This is a genomic window from Streptomyces sp. E-08, assembly GCF_049913095.1.
GTDB lineage: Bacteria > Actinomycetota > Actinomycetes > Streptomycetales > Streptomycetaceae > Streptomyces.
In genome coordinates, this window is the sequence record NZ_CP183971.1 from 4,095,461 (window position 1) to 4,112,056 (window position 16,596).

The window sequence follows — 16,596 nt, forward strand, 5'->3', positions numbered from 1 at the left end:
TCGATTCCCGTCATCCGCTCAGATGTGAAGGCCCAGGTCACCGACCTGGGCCTTCTTCGTCCTCCAGACCTTTCAGAGCCCACGCGCCGTTCGTATGCCACAAGTGCCGCAGCAGCGCGTCAGATTGGGCCCCCGTTCGCCGATGTCCCGGCGGTCGAGAAAATCCGATCCAGGTGGTGATGGAGCACCGCGATCGCCGACTCCGGGCTCCGCTGGCCCACGAGGATGCTGGTACTCATGGTCGCCGCCATCGCGAGCAGGCTGATCGCCTCCGTGCGCGCGTCGGCGTCCGGGTCGGCCAGACCGGCCTCCTGCGCCTGCACGAGGAGCCCCGTCAGGGCGTTCTCCGCGGCGTCGGGGTTGTCGATGAAGGGCTGGGCGGCCAGCGCCCCGTCGGTCACGGACAGGATCGCGTAGGAGCTGTAGAGCAGGTGGAACGTACGGCTCTCATCGTCAGTCGGCAGCGAGGCCAGCAGCAGCGCCTCCACCGTGGCGCGCGGGCCCGGGTCCGGGCCGACAGCGGCCAGCCGGGCGCCCACCCTCGCGGTGAAGCGGTCGGTCAGATGCCGGAGGCCGTAGAAGAGCAGCTTTTCCTTGGTCTCGAAGTAGTACTGAACGAGCCGGAGCGACACACCGGCCTCCGCGGCCACGTCCCGCATGCCGACCGCATGCAGTCCGCGCCGCCCCGCGACCTGGATGAGCGCCTCGGCGATCTGGGCGCGCCGCTCCTCGTGATCCACACGCTTCGGCATGTTTCCGTGTCTCCGCCTGTCGATAGTGGGTTCGCGCTCCGCCACCCGAAGTACTTCATGATACCGATGTATCACATTGATGATACGGTCGTACCACGAAGAACGGATCTTCACAGGAGGTGCCGCCGTGCCCGAGAACACCGCCCGCGTACGCCACGATGTCGGCCACTACGTCAACGACGCCCTGCGCGACCGCTACTTCGCCGAAGCCGACGTCCTCTACGCGATGGGGGCACCCGCCCGCTCCGAGACGGACGTGGAGACCAGCTTCGGCACCACCCACGTCTACCGGTACGGGCCCGCGGACCCCGCCGCCGAGTCCCGGACCCCGATCGTCCTGATCCATGGCGCCGGCTACAGCTCGGCCATGTGGTACCCCAACACCCCAGGTCTCAGCCTCGACCGCCCCGTCTACGCGCTCGACACCCCGGGCGACGCGAACCGCAGCGTCCACCGCGAGCCCATGTGGCAGCCCGAGCGCGCCGCCCAGTGGATGGACGAGGCCCTCGACGCCCTCGGCCTCGACCGGGTCCACCTGGTCGGCTCCTCCTACGGCGGCTGGCTGGTGCTCAACCAGGCCCACCGCCGACCCGGACGGCTCGCCTCCGTCACCGCCCTCGACCCCGGCGGCCTAGAGAAGGTCGGCCTGCGCTTCTTCGCCTGGGTCTTCGTGAGCCTGTTCGCCACCTTGGCCCCCAAGGCGCTGCGCCCCCGGCTCGCCAAGTGGCTGGACCAGCCGGTCATAGCCATCCCCGAGATGCGCAAGTGGATCCAGCTCGGCGCCCGCGCATACCGGATCCGCCGCCCCGCACCCCTGCCGCTGGCCGAGGACGAGCTGCGGTCCATCCGGACCCCGCTCTACGTCATCATGGGCAAGCACAGCCTGCTCGTACACCCCAAGCGGCAGCTGGAGCGCGTACCGCGCCTCGTCCCCGGAGCCCGCGCCGAGATCATCACCGCGACCGGACACGGCCCGCAGATCGACCACCCGGACGTGGTCAACGCCCGGATGCTGTCTTTCATGGAGGACGTCGATTCCCTCGATCCTGCTGGGGTCGACGCATAGGGCTACGCCAGCGAGAAACGGCCGTCGGCGGTGCCTCCGTGTCACAACGCGCCAGTAGGGGCGGTGAACAGCGGTCGACACGGGGGCGCCAGAAGCAGCCGGGACGGATCCGCCGGCGAATATCGCCGCAGGTCAGAGGACACATGCACACCCAAGTACCGGGTGATTCCCAAGCTCATAGCGCGGGTTCGACTCCCGTCATCCGCTCTTGAACGAAGGCCCTGGTCAGCGACCAGGGCCTTCGTCGTCATTCAGCCTCCTCACGGCTCCCGCCCCCGACCGCCAGGGCCCGCCCGCTGGGGTGAGCCGTCGCGGACTGGAACATGCGCACGGACGACGCGACGAGCGGGGGCTCAGGATGCGTGACGCCGATCTGGACGTCTCGGAGGCCAGCCTGACCAGGCTGGCCGGCGACCTCGACGCCATGCAGCGCTACCTGGAGCAGCAGACCCGCCGTATGGACGAGGTCGTCGACAGGGTCGCCGCGGGCTGGGTAGCGGACTGGATTTCATGATCAATTCGGGCGGAACGCGACTCTCCCCGGGGCCCTGGCCGACGCCGCGGCCGGTTGGTCGCCTTGCCTCCTGAACGCCTCTTCGGAGGAATGAATACCTGTGTTCGCGGCCTGAGATTTTAGCGGTCATCGCAGAGAGAGTTTTTGTCGGCGACACACAGAGGGGAAATGTTCGACGCCATAGACTGCGGTGACGTGCTACTGTCGAACCCAGTTGCAGTTTTGGTACCCAAAAACTTCAAGCGCCTCCCGTCGGCCGCGTGCCACACGGAAGCGCTTTGTATTTCCGGTCATTTTCCGGGCAGGGCATCATCGCGGCGACACGGCGTCCGTACGGTACGGATTCCGTCGTACTGCCCCAAGGAGATATGACATGGCTACTGGCACCGTGAAGTGGTTCAACGCGGAAAAGGGTTTCGGCTTCATCGAGCAGGACGGTGGCGGCCCTGACGTGTTCGCCCACTTCTCGAACATCGCCGCCCAGGGCTTCCGCGAGCTCCAGGAGGGCCAGAAGGTCTCCTTCGACATCGCGCAGGGCCAGAAGGGTCCGACGGCCGAGAACATCGTTTCCGCCTGACGCTGACGCGTAATACGTAGCTGGGGCCCGCATCCCTCGGGGTGCGGGCCCCAGCTGCATGCATTTTGCAGGGTTCTCACGCATACCTGAGCCTCTGGCATTTCTTTCGCCGCCCGCTTGCGCCGACAATTTCTCTGCCTGAGCCAGGCCGCCTGCTTTCGCATTTCATTCGGCCCGTGCCTGTGATTCTCGACGCTGTCCATCCGCTGCCGGAATTCCTCGATACGCGCCGCATCAAGGAAGGTTCTGTATGAACCCCACCCGCACGAACGGCCGTTCCGCCCGCACCCGCCGCAACGGCGGTCACGCGTACGACTCCTCCGCCGGAACGGGCCGGGGCGGTCGCTCCGGTTCGTCCGCCGCGAGCCGATCGGGCGGCCCGAGCCGGTCGGGCGGATACGGCAGGCGTCCCGCCCCCGTACAGGGGGAGTTCGCCCCGCCGAAGACGATCACTCCGGCGCTGCCCGCCGTCGAGACCTTCGCCGACCTGGCCCTGGACCGGCGCCTCCTGACCGCGCTCACCGCACAGGGCCTGTCCGTCCCGTTCCCCATCCAGGGCGCGACCCTGCCGAACTCCCTGGCGGGCCGCGACGTCCTGGGCCGCGGCCGGACCGGCTCCGGCAAGACCCTCGCCTTCGGCCTGGCCCTGCTGGCCCGCACCGCCGGACAGCTCGCCGAGCCCCGTCAGCCGCTGGCGCTGATCCTCGTCCCCACCCGGGAACTCGCCCAGCAGGTCAGCGACGCCCTCATGCCCTACGCCCGCGCCGTGAGGCTGCGCCTGGCCACCGTCGTCGGCGGAATGCCGATCGGCCGGCAGGCGAACGCGCTGCGCAGCGGCGTCGAAGTCGTCGTGGCCACCCCCGGCCGTCTCAAGGACCTCATCGACCGCGGTGACTGCCGGCTGAACCAGGTCTCGATCACCGTCCTCGACGAGGCCGACCAGATGGCCGACATGGGCTTCATGCCCCAGGTCACCGCGCTCCTGAACCAGGTCCGTCCCGAGGGCCAGCGCATGCTGTTCTCCGCGACCCTGGACCGCAACGTCGACCTCCTGGTCCGCCGCTACCTCACCGACCCCGTCGTCCACTCCGTGGATCCGTCACAGGGCGCGGTCACCACGATGGAGCACCACATCCTGCACGTGCACGGCGCCGACAAGCAGCGGCTGACGACCGAGATCGCGGCGCGCGACGGCCGGGTGATCATGTTCCTGGACACCAAGCACGCCGTGGACCGCCTCACCGAGGACCTCCTCCACTGCGGTGTCCGGGCCGCCGCGCTGCACGGCGGGAAGTCGCAGCCGCAGCGCACCCGTACCCTCGACCGGTTCAAGGCCGGGCACGTCACCGTCCTGGTCGCCACGAACGTCGCGGCCCGCGGCATCCACGTCGACAACCTCGACCTCGTCGTCAACGTGGACCCGCCCACCGACCACAAGGACTACCTCCACCGCGGCGGCCGGACCGCCCGGGCCGGCGAGTCCGGCAGCGTCGTCACCCTGGTCACCGCCAACCAGCGCCGCGACATGACGCGTCTCATGGCGGCCGCCGGCATCGTGCCCACGACCACCCAGGTCCGCTCCGGCGAGGAAGCGCTGCGCCGGATCACGGGCGCCCAGACCCCTTCCGGCATCCCCGTGACGATCACCGCGCCGCCGGCCGAGCAGCGCAAACGCGGCTCGGCCCCCCGCGGTCGGCGCGGGCCCGCCTCGGCGGCGAGGCGCGCCGGCGGACGGCGTTCCGCCGGCGACGCGGCGGCCTGAGCCGTACACCATCCGGAAGCCGACCCCTCTCTGCAGGAGCCACGTTGTGACGCCGGTCCCGATCCAGCCCCGCCCGACGCACCCCGCCCCGGCGCACCTGACGCCGGCCGACGCCGTGGACACGGCACCACGGGTCTGCGACGACATGACCGTCGAGGTGGCCCTCTCGGTCATGGCCGGCGCCCGCACCGGGCACTTGCTCGTCTGCGACAACGACGGCCTGCGCACCGGCCTGGTCACCCGGGCCCAGCTCACCACCGTCCGCGAGAGCCCCACCTACACGGACCGGCTCCAGCTGCGCGACCTGTCCGGCGACGGCGGGCCGCCGCTCACCCCGGTCACCCCCCTGCCGACCGGGCGGGCCGTGCGTCCCCGGGTCGTCACCTCGTCCGGCACGGGCGAACAGGACGACACTCCGGGCGCGCTCACGCCCGCCCTCGTCCTCGCGTGAACCGCCTCACCCCGGCGGAACCATCCCCTTCCTCTCCCTGTGAGGCATCGTGCGCTGTGTCATTGCCCGCTTCCCCTTCGACCTCACCAAGAGCGGCGTCCTGGACTCCATGAAGGGCGTCAAGCCCGAGGAGATCACCGGCGAGTCCGTGATCATCGGCCGCCGCACCTACCCCGTCATGCAGGTCGGCCAGGTCCTCACCCGCCAGGACCGTCGCGACTTCAGCGCGGGTGAAGTCCTCCGTGCCATGACCAAGCTCGGCTTCACCTGCCGCGGCCTCCCCCAGAACACCGCGCCCACCTGTGCCTCCGACGCGTTCCAGCAGGCCTCCGCGATGCTCAGCGCCCCGGCGGCGGCCTGACCGTGCCCCACGGGCGAACGTGAGCTGACGCCCGAACAACCGAGAGGGCCCGACCGGCAACCGCCGGCCGGGCCCTCTCGCGTATCGGTGGGCATGCGGGGGGGGACAGGTCAGAAGTGGTCGGTCCCGCGCCGCGGCTGGAGAAGTTCGGCCTTTCCGAAGAGGAGGGCGTAGCCGGAGGGGAGCTGGTTGATGATGCGGTCGAGGAGTTCGGGTCCGGCGAGCTGGGACACGGCGGCGAGGACGGCGCCGACGTTCCAGCGGGCGCCGGCGGGTGTGCTGCCGGTGCGTTGGGCGAGGTCCTTGACGAACTCCCACCCGGTGAGGGGTGTGACGGCGGGGACCTGAGCGGTGAGGACGAGGGCGGCCTCGACGGGGAGGCGCGCGGCGAGGTCGACGCGTTCGTCGCCGACGAGCTGTCGTCCCAGCGCGGCAAGCACGCAGTGGACGGCTTCGTCGGCGCGTTCGAGGGTCGGGTAGGCGCCCTCGTAGCGCACACGCTCGAGCAACTGGGAGTAGGGCGGCGCGCTGGTGACGCTCCCGTGGGCGGGGGCCGTCGTGGTCATGGTCTGAAGAGTCATGACTGGGAGATCGCCGTTCTCTTCGGGCCCGGTCCGTGGACCGGGCGGAGCGAACACATTCCAAGAGGTGCCGGCTACCCGGGGTGGTGCGGCCGGCCGAAGAGGAGGTCGTAGCCGGGCGGGAGCTGCAGGAGTATCCGGGCGGTCAGTTCCTCGCCGACCGCGTCGGCGGCGACGCTGAGTACGGCGCTGACGTCCCAGGCCGCGGTCCGCTCGGTTGCTCCTTCGATCCAGGCAGCCGTCGCGCGTACGAAGCGTTCCGGTGAGAGAGGCTCGGTGGCCTGGAGCGGGTTGAGGAGCACCAGGGCGAAGGTCTCCGGCAGACGGGCGGCGAGTGCGGCCCGCACGTCACCGACCAGATGGGCGCCGAGCAGCGCCAGCACGGTGCGGGCGGCGCGTTCGGCCTCTTGGGGCGAGCTGTAGTCGCCGCGTTCCTGGACCTTGTCGAGGAACGTCTGCCATCGCAGTCTCATCACGACCCCCATGCGCATACGCGGATACGGGAGCGGAGGGCGGAGGAGGGGGAAAGGCTTCCGCCCTCCGCTCCCGGTCTTCCCTGCGGCTCAGCCGCTGATCTGCTTGCGGTCGTCGCCCCGGCCGATGGTGATCTTGCGGGGCTTGGCGCGCTCGGCGATCGGAATACGCAGCGTGAGCACGCCCGCCTCGTAGTCGGCCGTGATCTTCTCGGTGTCGAGGGTGTCGGCCAGCATCAGCTGCCGGGAGAAGACGCCGAGGGGCCGCTCGGAAAGCTCCATCTGCACGTCGTCGGCCTTCGCGACGGGGCGGCGCTCGGCCTTGACCGTCAGCATGTTCCGCTCGACGTCGATGTCGATCGCGTCCGGGGCGACGCCGGGCAGGTCGAGGGCGATGACGTAGACGTCACCCTCGCGGTAGGCGTCCATCGGTACCGCGGAAGGCCGTGACCAGGTGCCGGTCGTACCCAGCATCTGCTGGGTGAGGCGGTCGAGCTCGCGGAACGGGTCGGTGCGCATCAACATCGCGAAACACCTCCAGTCGGATCAGGCAGTGACTGCCAATGCGCTGCATCTGCCCTCCGTTGTAACATGTCATCCGAACGACGACAAGCAGAGTGTCAACGAATGGACGACATGACGAAGAGGGCGTGATCCTGTGACAGGAGCCGACCACCCGGTCACCTTCCCCGCGGCCGTCGCCGCCCTGGCCGCGATCGACGAGGCCGTACGCACGGCCCGATCCGCGCCCACCCCCGCCACGGCACCGCAGGGCTCCTCGACGGAAGCGCTCGCCGCGCTCCTTCTTCTGCGTGAGCTGCGCGAACAGCTCGCCGGGTGGGAGCCGGCATTCATCGAAACCGCCCGGGATGCCGGCGCCAGCTGGGCCGACCTCGCCCACCCTCTGGGCGTCACGAGCCGGCAGGCAGCCGAGCGCCGCTACCTGCGTGTACGCCCCGGCAGCCCCGGCGCCACCGGAGAACAACGCGTCCAGACGATCCGCGACCGCCGCGCCGCCGACCGCACCGTCACGGCCTGGGCCCGCTCGAACGCCGCCGACCTGCGCCAACTCGCCGGACAGATCACCGCCCTCGACACCCTGCCCGCAGACACGCGGGCCGATCTCTCCGCGGCGCTCGCGCACAGCGACCCCGCCCTGCTCCTCGCACCGCTCGCGCGCACTCACGCCCACCTCGCCCCCCTCCACCCCGGCCTGGCCGAGCGCGTCGACACCCTCACCCGCCGCACCACACGCCTCCGCGACGAAAGCGACCAGCGCCGCTCCCACCCCTCTCAGCCCTGACCCGGAGCCTCGCAGCGGTCCTCCTGGCCCATCGCGAGCCCCGAGAGCCTCACCACCGCCCGGCCCCGCCATCCCCGGGCGGAATGCCGCGGTCAGCCTGGCGGTGACCGCCCCTCGACCCTCCGCGTCACCGCTGGAGGCCGATTACCTGCTCACCGGACACACGGAAATCTATGTCGGCCGGAGTAGACATTGGGCATTGGCCTGGTTATGGTTTCTCTCGTAGCACAGAGAGAAAGCAGGGCCTGGCAGAGATGAACTGCCGGCCGGCAGTAGAGGTAGTTGCAGTGAGCAGGACGGTGCGGCGGTGGAGTCTCGAAGCCAGGGCTTTCGCAGGACGGCGACGGGACTGACGGCCGGACCGGGTGGCCCGCAGTGATCAGGGGCCGCCACAAGCGGGACTGCGGCCATGCCAGGTGCGGTACCCGTGAGTGCAGTGCGCAGTACCCAGCAGTGAAGTCAGTGAGCGGTACCCCTGGTGAAGGCGTCGGCTGCGGACGCGCGCACCGGGAAGTTCGGCAGTGGGGTTCCAAGCCAGAGCAGACGCAGGACGGGCGACGGGGCTGGCTGTCGAAGAGTGGCGCTGTCACAGGCCACTGAGCAGTTCGCATCACCAGCAGTACCCGCAGTACGCAGTTCCCGTAGTACGCAGTTCCCGTAGTAAGCAGTTGATCACCGAGGAAGAACGGAGGAACCCACGCCATCAGGATCGCCCGGGCGTAAGCCTGAGCCCGGGTACCGCAGGACATCGCGATAGTGAGGTGGTCTCCGGTCAAGCAACCGCGATCCCCGCAACCCCGACAGCGACCAGGTCGGGTGCGCGGACACAGAAAGCCGGCGCAGTATCAGGGCCGGCAGGTGGTGTAGTAGTTCCTTCGGGGCCCTGGTGCCGGTACGGCGCCAGGGCCCCTCAACGCGTTTTCCCGGAGAGGTGCAAATGACAGCAGATGACTCGTACGACCGTCTCGACGACGACGACTACCCCGCTTACACGATGGGCCGGGCCGCCGCGATGCTCGGCACCACACAGAGCTTCCTCCGCGCCATCGGCGAGGCCCGCCTGATCACCCCACTGCGCTCGGAGGGCGGCCACCGTCGCTACTCCCGCTACCAGTTGCGCATCGCCGCACGCGCCCGCGAACTCGTCGACCAGGGCACACCGATCGAGGCCGCCTGCCGCATCATCGTCCTCGAAGACCAGCTCGAAGAGGCCCAGCGCATCAACGCCGAATACCGCCGTGCCGCCGCATCCGACGCGCCACCGGACTCGGCTTGAGGTGAGTCCGCCCGCCGTCGGCATCGACCGAAGGGGGCAACCCGAGGGCTCGGCGGAGAATTGCTCACGCGCAGATGCTCGCGCGAGGTCCGCCCCATGTCGGCAGCACGAGTGGTCCGGTAGGCGCTGCCCCACGCGTTTCCGCCGCCTACCTGCCCTTGCCGCTCCCCCCGTGGCCCGGCTGCTGCGCTCCGCCCTCCGGCACCGTGCCCCGTCCGTGCCCTTCGAGACGGTGAGCAGCGGTCGACAAGGGATCCGCCGAGTCGGCGGCAGGACCGGTCCCCAGAGGCCGTTCCTCTGCGGGGCTCAGGCCGACGGCAAGTCCGGGGCGACGAGGTCTTCCGGGTCGAGGAGCAGGTGGGCCGCCGTGAGGTCGTCCTCCACGTGGGCCACAGACGCGGTTCCGGGGAGGGGAAGGACCACCGGCGACCGGGCTTCGTCGTCGACCGGACCCTCCGGCCCGGTCACGTGACCGTCGCCGCGCTGTCGGCGCGAAGTTCCGACGCTCCCCACGAGCCGACCGTCACGTCGTCGCCGACGGAGAGTCGGCCGGGCCGGACCACGGCCAGCTTCACGCCGAAGGCGACGCCGCCCTCAGCGGCCCGCCGGTAGGTGGCGAGGGTGCGGATCGGTTCCCGCCCGCTCCGGCACCCGGATCGCTGGTCGACCAGGGTGACGGCGCAGCGGATGGCGAGCTTGGCGTACGCCAACTCCACCGAGCCGACGGTGATGCGGCGTGCGAGGTCCTCGGTGTGCGGATCGTCCCATCCGTCGACGACGATGTTGGGGCGGAACCGGCTGACCGGCAGCGGTTCCGCGCCGTCGGAGACGAGGCGCTCGTTGAGGCCGGCCATGGACGACCGGGAGACGACGTGCACCGCGCAACTGTCGGCGTAGCCCGATGTGCCCGCGACGAGCCCGTCGGTGATCCGGTCGTGCTCGGGCGGCACCCGCACGAGTCGGCTCGGCCTGCCTGTCACCGCGGAGAGCCAGGCCGCTGCCTCGTCGCCCTGGTCGATGCCGGTGAACGGAGCTCCGAACAGTTCTACCGGCCGTCGCTCGGATGACGAGTCCACCGGGACGGTGACGGTGCCGGAGCCCGGGGCCTCCAGGGTCAGGTGCGTTCCGTCGGCCTCGACGCTCGGGCGTATCAGCGCCAGCCGGGGATCGCGCCGCTGGCTGCGGAAGACCCCGTTCTCGTCGACGACCATGAACGAGCGATCGTGCGGGAGTCCTGCCGGGGTCATGAAGGCCTCGTGCACGGACAGGCCCGCGCAGCCCTTGACCGGGTAATACGTGAGTTCCACGACCTTGGCCACAGGGCCTCCTGGTTCTTGTCGGCTTCCGGATTCTTCTCGGCTTCCGGATTCTTCTCGGCTTCCGGATTCTTCTCGGCTCCAGTGCATGTCGGTCCCCGTCCCCCGAGTCTGCGGGGCGGCGGCAATGGAACGTCAACGGCCCGTTTTCGGCGCTGGCTATGATCAGCGCGGTGGTGTGCCCGGGGATCACGGAGCGGTGGGGATGAGGTTCGGTCTGCTGGGTCCGCTGACCGTCCATGACGCCGGTGGCAGGCCCCTCGCCGTTCCCACTCCGAAGAGCAGGGCCCTGCTGGCCGCACTGCTTCTCGAGCCGAACCGCCTCGTCTCACGTGAGCGGCTCGCGGCCGCGCTGTGGGGTGAACGTCCGCCCGCGACGGCCGCCGCCGCCCTGAGCAACTACGTGAGCCAGCTGCGGCGAACCCTGTCGGCCGTCGACGCCGAGCGCCTCACGTCCGTACCGACCGGCTACCGGCTCCTCGTCCACGCCGGCGAGGTGGACGCCGAGGACTTCACCCTGCTGCTCGCCGAGGCGAAGACGGCACAGTCCCGGCAGGACTGGGTGTCCGTCAGCCGCCTGACCCGGGCGGCCGAACAGCTGTGGCGCGGTGCTCCGCTCGCCGACGCCCCCGTGTCCGAGACCCTGCGTCCCCAGATCACCCACTACGAGCAGGCGCGGGTGCAGGCCCGGGAGTGGCACTTCGCGGCCGAGCTCCGGCTGGGGCATCACCACGAGATCGTTCCCGAGGTCAGCCGGTGGACCGCCCGGTACCCGCTGCACGAGGTCTTCTGCGCGCAGCTGATCCTCGCCCTGTTCCGCAGCGGTCGCCAGGCCGAGGCGCTGCTCGCGTTCGAGCGCGTGCGCAAAGACCTGGCCGAGGAGCTCGGCACCGATCCGGGCCGCGCCCTTCGCGATCTGCATCAGTCACTGCTGGTCGACGACCCGGCACTGCAGTGGACGGGCCCGGCCGTCGCCGCGACGGGCCCGGCCGTCGCCGCCGAGAACGGCCGGCACGCCGATGCGGTGCACGCCGCGACCGGGCACCCCGGCGGCGCCGCGTCCGCCGACGCCGATGCCGACGCGCCCGGCGAAGCCACTGCCCCGCGCACCGTCAGGGCCCGGTCAGCCCCGTCCCAGCTGCCCGCCGACGTCCCCGATTTCACGGGGCGCGCCGACGAGGTCCGGACCCTGATCGAGCTGCTCACCCCCCGGCCGGACGACCGGGGCCCCCGCATGGCGGTCGTCACCGGGATGAGCGGCGTAGGGAAGACCGCCCTGGCCGTCCACACCGCGCGGATCCTGCGCGACCGCTTCCCTGGCGGCCAGATGTTCACGGACCTGCACGGATTCGGGCTCGGCACCCGCCAGGACCCGCACGACCTGCTCGGGCGATTCCTGAGCGATCTGTCCGACGCTCCGGCCGGTCCCGGCCTGCCGATACCCGGCGACACCGACGGGCGCGCGGCGCTGCTCCGGACCTGCCTGACGGACAGGGGCGTGCTGATGGTCCTCGACAACGCCGACGACGTCGAGCAGGTGCTCCCGCTCCTGCCGGGTTCGGCCGGCTGCTCGGTCCTGATCACGAGCAGGAACGCGCTGCCCGACCTGCCCGTCGGAGCCCGGCTTCCGCTGGAGCCGCTCGGCGAAGGCGACCAGCGGGCGATGCTCTCGGCGTTCTGCGGTGCCGACCGGGTCCTGGCGGAGGACGGGGACGCGACGCGGATCCTGGCGGCCTGTGCCGGACTGCCCCTCGCCCTGCGGATCGTCGGGGCGAAGGCGAGGGTCCGCCCCTCCTGGCCGCTGCGCACGATCGCGGAGCAACTGGAGGCCGGTGACGGCCGGCTGCGGGCCCTGTCGGCGGGCCGCCTGTCCGTCCGCACCTCCTTCGCCTCCAGCTATCGGATGCTGCGGGACAGCCGTGACCGCCACGAACGCGAGGCGGCACGTGCCTTCCGGCTGCTCAGCCTGTGGCGCGGCGATGGGCTGAGCCTCGATGCCTGCGCCGCACTCATCGACCTTCCCGCGCGCAGGACCGCCGAGGTGCTCGGCCTCCTGGGGGACGTACATCTGCTGCAGAATCCGGAGCCCGGGCGATACCGGTTCCACGACCTGGTCGGAGAGTACGCGGCCGAGCTCAGCGCCGCGGAGGAGTCCGGGCCCGCCCGGAGCACGGCGCTGCTGAGGCTCCTGACCTGGTACACCGTCGCGACCGAAGCGGCCAGTGCGACGATCGCGCCCGGCATGCCCGCCGGGCCGAGGTTCGAGGAGGGCCCGGCGGGCCGGGCGCCGCGCTTCGACGACGCCGCCGGGGCGCTCGCGTGGTTCGTGCAGGAGCTGCCCAACCTGCGGGAAGCCGTCCAGGCGGCCGCGCTGTCCCCGCGCCCGGATCTGGCCTGGCGGCTGGCCCTCAACCTCTTCGGCCACGCCACCACGTACTGGTGGACCGGCGTGTGGGACACCTGCCTGCGGTCGGCGCTGGCCACGGCGAAGGCGCACGACGACCACGAGGGGCGGGCATGGGTCCTGTTCCGCCTCGGGGTGGCGCACCGCATGGCGCACCGGCACGACGCCAGCCTCGCCTGTCTGCTGGACTGCCTCCCCCATTTCGAGGCGAGCGGCGATCTCGAGTGCCGGGCGGGTGTCTACTCCAACCTTTCCCGGGCCTACAGCGGGACGCACCAGCCACGACAAGCCCTCGACCACGCGCGGAGGGCCATCGATCTCTTCAGGCGGTCCGGCAGCGAGCGCAGCGAGGCTCCGCTCCTGAGCGGGCTGGCCACGGCCCATCGCGCCGCCGGCGAGCTCCGGGAGGCTGAGGCCGTGTACCGCCAGGTGCTGGCCATGTGCCGCGAGCTGGGGTATCTCACCAACATCGCCATCGCCCTGGAAGATCTCGGCGACACCCTGCGCGTACTCGGCCGGCGTGACGAGGCGCTCGACGCCCTGACCGAGGCTCTGGCGCTGCGACGCCGGGTCGGCGACGCCGGCGGCTCGACGGACACCCTGCTGGCCATCGGGCGGACCCACGCACACTTCGGCGAGAGCGCCGCTGCCCAGGCGCGCTTCGGCGAGGCCGAAGAACTCAGCGGCACGAACCAGCTGCCCCAGCGGCCGGCCGTTCCCGTCGTCCGCTCGTGAACGAAGCCCCAGGTCAGCGACCTGGGACTTCGTCGTCGACCAGGCCTTTTGCGGCCGCGTGCACCGCACTTCCCGTTGAGCACCGCCGGAACGCCGACGCACGCCCCTCGGTCACGCTGCGGCGTAGTGGGCGAGCGAGGGCTCCAACAGGCTGAAGGCGCTGTCCGCTTCCGCGATGACGGTGGCGCAGATCCGGGTGTCGCCCTGGCCGGCGAGCGTGAGTTCCTGGATGCGGCGGAACAGGGTGCGGTGGACCGCGCCGAGCAGGGCGGCGGCGGTGCGCGGGGTGATGTCGTCACGGGGGGCGCCGGTGGCGCCGGCCAGGGCGTCCGAGAGGGCGGCCTCCCTCAGGTCGTGCAGGTCCCGCAGCCGGGTGGAGAGGGTGGGGCTGTCGGCGATCATGCGGGCGAAGTCGGGGCCGGAGAAGCCGACGACCGGGTCTGCCTTCCCGGCCGCGTCGACGAAGGCGCGATGGAGGGCCGTCAGGGCCGACTCGCCGGTCCGACGGCCGGTCACCGTGATGGCCAGGGAGGCGACGAAGGCGTCCTGGTGGTCCAGGGCCAGGTCCTCCTTGCGCGGGAAGTAGTTGGTCACCGTCTTCTTCGCCACCCGTGCGGCGGCGGCGATCTCGGCGATGGTGGTCGACTCGAAGCCCTGGGCGAGGAACAGGCGGGTGGCGACGTCGGAGATGAGTTGCCTGGTCTCCTGCTTCTTGGATTCCCGCAGGCCGGCGGGGGGTGCGGGCGGAGTGGTGTGAGGAGTCATGGAGCAATCTTACCCTCGTAGCATTTTTATGTTGACACCCTGAGTGCATCCGATCTAAATTTACCTCCGTCGTAAGTTTCACACGGGGCGAGGTTGCTCGTGTTTCGCACACCCCGGCACCCCTCCCGCTTCCTGAAACCACCGAGGAGAACCGACTTGCAGATCAGCGCCTCCACCGTCTCGCTCACCGTCGACGATGTCGCCGCCTCCCAGCGGTTCTTCACCACCCATCTCGGCTACACCGAGCAGGCCGCCGCCGACGGATTCGCCTCCCTGACGCGCAACGACGCCGCGATGGACGTCGTCCTGCTCGCGCGCGGCACCGAGGTGCTGCCGGCCGACCAGCGCGACCAGCACGCTTCCGGCCTGATCCTCGCCTTCACCACCACCGGCATCGAGGCCGAGGAGGAGCGGCTACGCGCCGAGGGTGCCGCCATCACCATGCCGTTGCGTGAAGAGCCCTGGGGCGAACGCCTCTTCCAGGTCACCGACCCCAACGGCGTGATCGTCCAGTTCGTCGAATGGGTCACCCCGGCCGACCCCGGGAACTCCTGAGGTCCGATCGGCCGGAGCCGCGCACCCCACGATCGGTGTCCAGGCACCCCTTCCCCATGTTCGGCGGCCGAGGGAGGAGCCAGAGGGACGACGAGAAGGCGGCGGCGGACTGATGTCTCCGCTGGTCAGGTGCCGTGCAGAAGTCCAAGTACCGGGTGGTTCCCAAGCTTGTGGCGCGGGTTCGGTTCCCGTCATCCGCTCGTGAACGAAGGCCCTGGTCGGGAACCAGGGCCTTCGTCGTCGTCCAGGACTCGCCGGGCGTCCCGCGCCGGCGTCGGCCGGGAGCGGTCAGAACTCCAGCACCTCGCGGTCGAGCGGGTACTGGTCGCGGTGGGGGCCGTCGTACGGCGAGGGTGTGATCGGCAGGACTCCGGTCGGCTGGAGGCCCAGGTTGTCGTCCCAGATCCGGGGTTCGACGTGGCCGACGACGCGGAACTTCCGGAACGTGAACGGCGGGCTGTCGGTCGGGAAGAACTCGGGCGTGGTCATCACCTGGAAGTGCAGGTGCGGCGTGGTCGAGTTGCCGCTGTTGCCGATCAGCCCGAGGACCCGGCCGGGTTCGACGCGGTCGCCCTCCCGGACCCTGAGCGAGCCGGGCTTCAGGTGGGCGTAGAGCAGGTAGCGGCCGGGCGCGACCTCCACGGTGACGTGGTTGCCGACGGTCTCGTCGATCGGCGGGACCGGCGGGGTGACGGGCGGCGTGTTGTCCGGGATCCCGTCCTGGACCTCCACCACCCTGCCGCCGGCCGCCGCCACGACCGGCTGCCGGTAGCTCAGGTAGCTGGTGAGCAGCGCGGGGTCGCCCTCCCAGGTCTGCCCCTGCCTGCCGACCTTGTACCAGTCGATCGCGAAGCGCTGCGGCACGTAGAAGCGGCCGTTGATCGGACCGAGGCCGCGCCGGTGGTGGGTGTTGCCGCAGCACGACTCGCTGGAGTACCAGGTGCCGGGGCGGACCGGCGCGTTCAGGTTCAGCGGCGCGGTGCGGTCGGTCGGGGTGATCTGGACCGTCTCCTCGAACGGGGAGGCACCGGAGGCGGTGAGGACGGCACCCGAGAGGTGGTGTTCGAGGGCCTTGGGCACCCGCTGACCGCGGTCGAGGACCAGGTCGAGCCAGACGACCCACTGCTGGGAGCCCGGGATGACGGTCGGCGTCGGCCCCGGAGGCGCCGGCGTGTACCCGTCCGCGCCCGGCAGGGGGTCGCCCACCGGGTTGGCGGCATCGGCCAGCGCCTGCCCGCTCAGCGAGCCCACCACGCGGTGCGTGCGGGCGTCCCGGACCTCGACGCGGTCCAGCCGCACCCGTGCGCTGGTGCTCAGCGCGTTCGTGGTGAGCAGTTCGTACGAGAGGTGCGTCTTGCCGTCCGTGGCCTCGAACGGCGCCGGTTCGGTCATCACCGCCGCCGTCAACGGCGTGAACTGGGGGCCGGGCACCGGCGTGGCCGCGCCGGTGCCGTATCCGGGTGCCGTTGAAGCCGTCAGCATGCCGACCGCGAGCACGGCGGCGGCGAGCCCGCGACGTAGCGGGGTGCGGCCGGTGCGGTTGCGAGGGTGGCGCTCTGCCATGGTGCTCTTCCAGTCGTCGGGTCCGGGACCGCGAAGATCACCGGCACGCCCCGCGCCGAGGCGCAGGCCCATGTAATCCGGCCGAGCGGCGCTCCCGGCGAACGGCGCCGGAGTCGGGTACCGAACTACACCCGTCCAGCCG

At 70.9% G+C, this 16,596-nt stretch carries 17 protein-coding genes; 10 read left to right on the forward strand and 7 right to left on the reverse strand.

All coding sequences use genetic code 11. From position 1 onward, the window contains the following. Nucleotides 1–119: 119 nt before the first annotated feature. Nucleotides 120–752 carry a TetR/AcrR family transcriptional regulator gene (locus tag ACN9MM_RS18715; RefSeq protein WP_426364693.1) on the reverse strand — a complete coding sequence of 211 codons (633 nt, stop codon included), beginning with the start codon at nt 750–752 and terminating at the stop codon, nt 120–122. A gap of 127 nt (nt 753–879) precedes the next feature. Between ACN9MM_RS18715 and ACN9MM_RS18720 the strand changes: the two genes are divergently transcribed. The 6 genes from ACN9MM_RS18720 (at nt 880) to ACN9MM_RS18745 (ending at nt 5,483) form a co-directional block, all read left to right on the forward strand. After that, nucleotides 880–1,818 carry an alpha/beta fold hydrolase gene (locus ACN9MM_RS18720; RefSeq protein WP_426364694.1) on the forward strand — a complete coding sequence of 313 codons (939 nt, stop codon included), beginning with the start codon at nt 880–882 and terminating at the stop codon, nt 1,816–1,818. Nucleotides 1,819–2,176: 358 nt separating this feature from the next. Then, nucleotides 2,177–2,332, forward strand: coding sequence for a hypothetical protein (locus ACN9MM_RS18725; RefSeq protein ID WP_426364695.1), 156 nt, complete (start codon nt 2,177–2,179; stop codon nt 2,330–2,332). A gap of 373 nt (nt 2,333–2,705) precedes the next feature. After that, nucleotides 2,706–2,909, forward strand: coding sequence for a cold-shock protein (locus tag ACN9MM_RS18730; protein WP_030323642.1), 204 nt, complete (start codon nt 2,706–2,708; stop codon nt 2,907–2,909). Nucleotides 2,910–3,159: 250 nt separating this feature from the next. Then, on the forward strand, nt 3,160–4,671 hold the full coding sequence (locus ACN9MM_RS18735) for a DEAD/DEAH box helicase (protein ID WP_426364696.1): 1,512 nt from the start codon (nt 3,160–3,162) through the stop codon (nt 4,669–4,671). Nucleotides 4,672–4,717: 46 nt separating this feature from the next. Beyond that, nucleotides 4,718–5,122 carry a CBS domain-containing protein gene (locus ACN9MM_RS18740; protein ID WP_426364697.1) on the forward strand — a complete coding sequence of 135 codons (405 nt, stop codon included), beginning with the start codon at nt 4,718–4,720 and terminating at the stop codon, nt 5,120–5,122. A 49-nt stretch (nt 5,123–5,171) separates the two neighbouring features. Then, nucleotides 5,172–5,483, forward strand: coding sequence for an SCO5918 family protein (locus ACN9MM_RS18745; protein WP_426364698.1), 312 nt, complete (start codon nt 5,172–5,174; stop codon nt 5,481–5,483). A gap of 110 nt (nt 5,484–5,593) precedes the next feature. Here ACN9MM_RS18745 and ACN9MM_RS18750 read toward each other — a convergent pair whose 3' ends face one another. The 3 genes from ACN9MM_RS18750 to ACN9MM_RS18760 form a co-directional block, all read right to left on the reverse strand. After that, nucleotides 5,594–6,049 carry a DUF2267 domain-containing protein gene (locus tag ACN9MM_RS18750; RefSeq protein WP_426364699.1) on the reverse strand — a complete coding sequence of 152 codons (456 nt, stop codon included), beginning with the start codon at nt 6,047–6,049 and terminating at the stop codon, nt 5,594–5,596. Nucleotides 6,050–6,138: 89 nt separating this feature from the next. Further along, a complete protein-coding gene (locus tag ACN9MM_RS18755; protein WP_426364700.1) occupies nt 6,139–6,537 on the reverse strand; it encodes a DUF2267 domain-containing protein in 399 nt (132 codons plus the stop codon). A gap of 90 nt (nt 6,538–6,627) precedes the next feature. Then, a complete protein-coding gene (locus ACN9MM_RS18760; RefSeq protein WP_426364701.1) occupies nt 6,628–7,062 on the reverse strand; it encodes an Hsp20/alpha crystallin family protein in 435 nt (144 codons plus the stop codon). A gap of 133 nt (nt 7,063–7,195) precedes the next feature. On the opposite strand from ACN9MM_RS18760, the gene ACN9MM_RS18765 reads away from it, so the two are divergent. Together ACN9MM_RS18765 and ACN9MM_RS18770 are read left to right on the forward strand one after the other, a co-directional pair. Next, complete coding sequence (locus ACN9MM_RS18765; RefSeq protein ID WP_426364702.1) at nt 7,196–7,840, forward strand: type III effector protein; 645 nt, start codon at nt 7,196–7,198, stop codon at nt 7,838–7,840. 937 nt (nt 7,841–8,777) lie between these two features. Continuing rightward, complete coding sequence (locus tag ACN9MM_RS18770; RefSeq protein WP_426364703.1) at nt 8,778–9,116, forward strand: MerR family transcriptional regulator; 339 nt, start codon at nt 8,778–8,780, stop codon at nt 9,114–9,116. A gap of 464 nt (nt 9,117–9,580) precedes the next feature. Here ACN9MM_RS18770 and ACN9MM_RS18775 read toward each other — a convergent pair whose 3' ends face one another. Beyond that, nucleotides 9,581–10,435, reverse strand: coding sequence for an MOSC domain-containing protein (locus tag ACN9MM_RS18775; protein WP_426364704.1), 855 nt, complete (start codon nt 10,433–10,435; stop codon nt 9,581–9,583). A gap of 202 nt (nt 10,436–10,637) precedes the next feature. On the opposite strand from ACN9MM_RS18775, the gene ACN9MM_RS18780 reads away from it, so the two are divergent. Next, on the forward strand, nt 10,638–13,571 hold the full coding sequence (locus ACN9MM_RS18780; RefSeq protein WP_426364705.1) for an AfsR/SARP family transcriptional regulator: 2,934 nt from the start codon (nt 10,638–10,640) through the stop codon (nt 13,569–13,571). Nucleotides 13,572–13,682: 111 nt separating this feature from the next. Here ACN9MM_RS18780 and ACN9MM_RS18785 read toward each other — a convergent pair whose 3' ends face one another. Further along, complete coding sequence (locus ACN9MM_RS18785) at nt 13,683–14,336, reverse strand: TetR/AcrR family transcriptional regulator (protein WP_426364706.1); 654 nt, start codon at nt 14,334–14,336, stop codon at nt 13,683–13,685. A 156-nt stretch (nt 14,337–14,492) separates the two neighbouring features. Here ACN9MM_RS18785 and ACN9MM_RS18790 point away from each other — a divergent pair, with 156 nt between their 5' ends. Then, on the forward strand, nt 14,493–14,891 hold the full coding sequence (locus ACN9MM_RS18790) for a VOC family protein (protein WP_426364707.1): 399 nt from the start codon (nt 14,493–14,495) through the stop codon (nt 14,889–14,891). Nucleotides 14,892–15,179: 288 nt separating this feature from the next. On the opposite strand, the gene ACN9MM_RS18795 is transcribed toward ACN9MM_RS18790, so the two are convergent. After that, a complete protein-coding gene (locus ACN9MM_RS18795; RefSeq protein ID WP_426364708.1) occupies nt 15,180–16,454 on the reverse strand; it encodes a M23 family metallopeptidase in 1,275 nt (424 codons plus the stop codon). Nucleotides 16,455–16,596 lie beyond the last annotated feature (142 nt).